The following is a 3646-nucleotide window of genomic DNA, read 5'->3' as shown; positions in this document are numbered from 1 at the left end:
TACGTGTTCGCTGTGCTGAACGGACACGCCATCGAGGCCGCGCTGGGATACTTCATCAACCCGCTGGTCTCCGTGCTGCTGGGGGTCATCCTGCTGATCACGGCGCTGCGCGGCTGGCGCACCTTCGGGGCCGCGCTGGGCAACAGGCGCACCCTCGGGACGTTGGCCCTGGCCGCGGGCCTGATCGCGGTCAACTGGTTGACCTACGTGTTCGCGGTGCTGAACGGACACGCCATCGAGGCCGCGCTGGGATACTTCATCAACCCGCTGGTCTCCGTGCTGCTGGGGGTCATCCTGCTGAAGGAACGGCTGCGCCCGGCGCAGTGGGCCGCCATGGGCGTTGCCTTCGCCGCTGTGCTGGTGCTTGCCTTCGGGTACGGCAACGTTCCGTGGATTGCCCTGATCCTGGCGCTCAGCTTCGGGTTCTACGGCCTGGTCAAGAAGAACATCGGCGGCCGCGTCGACGCCGTCACCAGCCTGAGCGTGGAAACGCTGGTGCTGACCCCGGTCTCCGTGGCCATCATGCTCATCCTGATGGCCGGCGGCCAGGCGACCCTGCTCTCCGAAGGCAGCGGGCATTTCTGGCTGATGGCCGCAAGCGGCCTGATCACCGCGCTGCCCCTGCTGTTCTTCGGCGCCGCCGCCCGCCGGCTGCCGCTGAGCACTGTCGGAATGCTGCAGTATCTGGCCCCGCTCCTGCAGTTCATCATCGCCCTCGTCTTCCTGCACGAGCCTATGCCGTTGGAACGCTGGATCGGCTTCGGCCTGGTCTGGCTCTCCCTGGCCATCCTCACCACGGACATGGCCGTGGCCCTGAAGCGGGCGCCCAAGGCCGGGGACGAGCCGGCTGCCGCCCAGGCACCCCAGCCGCCCGCGGCGGCTTAAATTTCGGACAGCCCTTCGTACGTTGACCAGAATTCGGACATGGATCGTGGGCGGCCCATGGTCAAGTCTTCCAGGTAGAGAAGATGCGCGTGCCAGCCGGGCAGGTAATTGGCGGCTTCGCTCCCCAGCCCGTCGTGCGCCAGGTCCAGGGTGGTAGTACTGCCGACCGGGGTGAGGGTGATCCGCACCTGCGAAGCCGGCTCGTCCGGAAAGTCCCACGTCATGTGCAGCAGTTTTTCCGGTTCACATTCCAGGATCCGGCTGGTACAAAAATAGTTTTCCGCGTGCTGGATGGTCACCACATCCCCCACGACGAACCGCCCGGACGTTAACTTCCCCAGCCAATGAGGCAAGGCCTCCGGGTCTGTCAGACCCCACCAAAGACGGGCTGCGGGCACTGCCATGGACCACCTGTGGGACACGTGTCCCTTCGCCGCGTGAACGGCACGACTGATGAGAGGCATAACCGGAGGCGACACTAGTAGCGGATCGCGTCGATCACCTTGACCCGCACGGCCACCACCGCCGGGATCAGGCCGGCCAGCGCGCCGACGGCCGTCGCGGCGCCGATGCCCAGCAGCGCCGCTTCCACCGGGAACGGCGGCAGTTCGCTGATGCCCTGGGCGATCAGGTCCTGGATCCACGGGCTCTTCACCACGGCGACGGCGAGCATCACCCCCGCCACGCCGGCTACGAACGTCGCGACCACCGATTCGAGCATTACGCCGAAGAAGATCCGGCCGGAGGTCGCCCCGAAGCTGCGCCGGATGCCGATTTCCCGCACCCGGTACCTGACCGTCACCATCGAGATGTTGAGCAGTCCCACGGCGCCCAGCAGCAGCACCAGTCCGGCGACGCCGCCCACCGCCCACTGGATGCCCTCGAACGGGTCGCCCCAGGCGGCATAGTCGCTGCGGTACACATTCGCCTGGGCATCGGGGAACTGGGCCTGGAGGTCGCCGGCGATCGCCGCGCTCAGGCCCGGCTCGAGCTCGGCCGGGAGCCACATTTCCAGGACGGGAGGAGGACCTGCCTGCCCGCCGAGGCCCCAACGCTCGTACTGGCTGGTGAGCATCATGGCCCGGGCCATGGCTTCCTGGTGGAAGTCCGGCATCACTCCCACCACGGTGGCCGCGATCGGCCGCTGCTGGAAGATCTGCACCACCGGGTTCAGTGCCAGGTCCGGTTCGCCCAGCTGCCGGTGGAATGCTTCGTTGATAATCACCGCCGGCGCAAGCGCCGCGGCGTCGGCTTCCGTGAACCAGCGGCCGGCGACCAGGTCGACCCGCCGCATCTCGCCGTAGCTGCGGTCCACCACCGTGGTCTCGGCCGTCACGACGCCGTGGGGGAACTGGAACGGGACCTGGGCGAAGGTTCGGCGGCTCGCGTATTCCACGCCGTAGCGTTCCACGAGCCCCTCGAAGGCGGCGTGCAGGACCGCCGGTTCTTCGGTTCCTGTCGGCGTGTAGACCTCAGCCGTCACGGTCGCTGCGCGGCCTCCGGATTGTTCCTGCCCCTGCACGATGCCTTCCCTGGCCATGTTGCCGAGCCCGACGACGGTGGTCAGGGCCGCGACGGACAGCGCCACGCCGATCAAGGCCAGCAGGACCCGGGTCTTGTGGATGCGCAGCTCGGCCCATGCCTCGACCAGGAGGGCGACGGCGCCGGTCATGCCGCCAGCTCCGAAGCGTGCAGAATCCCGTCACCCAGCCGATAGTGCCGCTGGGCCAGGACCGCCACGTTCGCATCGTGCGTGATGGTCACCAGGGCCGCACCCGACTCCTTAACCACGTCGCCCAGCAGGGCCATCACGCTTTGGCCGGTTTCGATGTCCAGGGCGCCGGTAGGCTCATCGGCGAGAATCAGCCTGGGCGAGCGCACCAGCGCCCGCGCGATGGCGATCCGCTGCTGCTCACCGCCGGAGAGCTTGTGCGGTTTCTCCCCCAGCCGGTCGCCCAGGCCGACCCGATCGAGCATTTCCGCGGCCAACCGCTCGCGCCGCCAGAATTGCCGGCCGCGGGCATAGAGCAGCGGGGTCATGACGTTTTCCAGTGCGGTACGGCCCGGCAACAGGTTGAACTGCTGGAAGATGAATCCCACGCGCGCACCGCGGGCCATGGCGCGCTGCTTTTCCCCCAGGGAAGAGACCGCCCGCCCCTCGAAAAACATCTCGCCCGTGCTCGGCACGTCCAGCAGGCCCAGGATGTTCAGCAGCGTGGACTTTCCCGACCCGGACCGGCCGACTATCGACACGTGCTCGCCGGTACCGATGCTCAGCTCGATGCCCTGCAGGATGTGCAGCGGGCCGCGGTCCGGGATGTGCACGCTCCGCGTCACGCCCTGCAGCTCCAGCAGCGGGGCCCCCGCCGCCGCAGCGCTCATCCGCCCACCATGCCGAAATCGCCTTCCATCCCGGGCATCATCTGGTCCCCCGGCGCGCCGGGAATGAACTGCAGGACCAGGTCGCCCTCGTCCAGCCCCTCCACGATCTCCACTTGCATCCCGTCGGTCAGTCCCAGGGCGACCGGGCGCTCAACCGGTGCCCCGCCGTCGTCCTCCACGACCCACACCAGACCGGTGTCCACCGATCCGCGGACCGCCGTGGTGGGTACCACGATCACGTTCTCTGCGGTTCCGGCCGTGATATCGATCGTCGCGCCCAGCCCGGGGAAGACCCTGACATCGGCCGGCACGGCGCAGTTGACAGTGCCCGTCGCCGCCGGGGCCGCCGGCCCGAACGGGTCCCCGGGCTGCTCCGGCC

5 protein-coding genes are annotated in these 3646 nt (G+C 68.4%); 1 reads left to right on the top strand and 4 read right to left on the bottom strand.

From position 1 onward, the window contains the following. Positions 1 to 885 (top strand): EamA family transporter RarD (gene rarD, locus AC5RV2_RS15885; protein WP_494093135.1); only part of this gene is annotated, 885 nt, incomplete at its 5' end. Here the strand turns inward: rarD and AC5RV2_RS15880 are convergent. From AC5RV2_RS15880 to AC5RV2_RS15865, 4 genes are all read right to left on the bottom strand, one after another. Beyond that, entirely contained in the window at positions 882 to 1289 is a 408-nt protein-coding gene (locus AC5RV2_RS15880) for an SRPBCC domain-containing protein (RefSeq protein ID WP_494093134.1), read from the bottom strand. The two genes, rarD and AC5RV2_RS15880, sit on opposite strands and share 4 nt — an antisense overlap. Positions 1290 to 1363: 74 nt before the next feature. Next, positions 1364 to 2557 carry an ABC transporter permease gene (locus AC5RV2_RS15875; RefSeq protein WP_494093133.1) on the bottom strand — a complete coding sequence of 398 codons (1194 nt, stop codon included), beginning with the start codon at positions 2555 to 2557 and terminating at the stop codon, positions 1364 to 1366. Further along, entirely contained in the window at positions 2554 to 3267 is a 714-nt protein-coding gene (locus tag AC5RV2_RS15870; protein ID WP_494064815.1) for an ABC transporter ATP-binding protein, read from the bottom strand. Before AC5RV2_RS15870 ends, AC5RV2_RS15875 begins: the two co-directional genes overlap by 4 nt. Continuing rightward, positions 3264 to 3646 (bottom strand): permuted SH3 domain-containing protein (locus AC5RV2_RS15865; protein WP_494093132.1); only part of this gene is annotated, 383 nt, incomplete at its 5' end. The genes AC5RV2_RS15870 and AC5RV2_RS15865, both read right to left, overlap by 4 nt.

This window comes from Arthrobacter sp. Y3225116 (assembly GCF_059091245.1).
This window is presented reverse-complemented; position numbering and strand designations above follow the sequence as displayed.

Excerpts from the sequence above, each read along its gene's own strand:
- AC5RV2_RS15870 (WP_494064815.1), bottom strand. The coding sequence starts at position 3,267 with ATGAGCGCTGCGGCGGCGGGGGCCCCGCTGCTGGAGCTGCAGGGCGTG.
- AC5RV2_RS15880 (WP_494093134.1), bottom strand. The coding sequence starts at position 1,289 with ATGGCAGTGCCCGCAGCCCGTCTTTGGTGGGGTCTGACAGACCCGGAG.
- AC5RV2_RS15875 (WP_494093133.1), bottom strand. The coding sequence starts at position 2,557 with ATGACCGGCGCCGTCGCCCTCCTGGTCGAGGCATGGGCCGAGCTGCGC.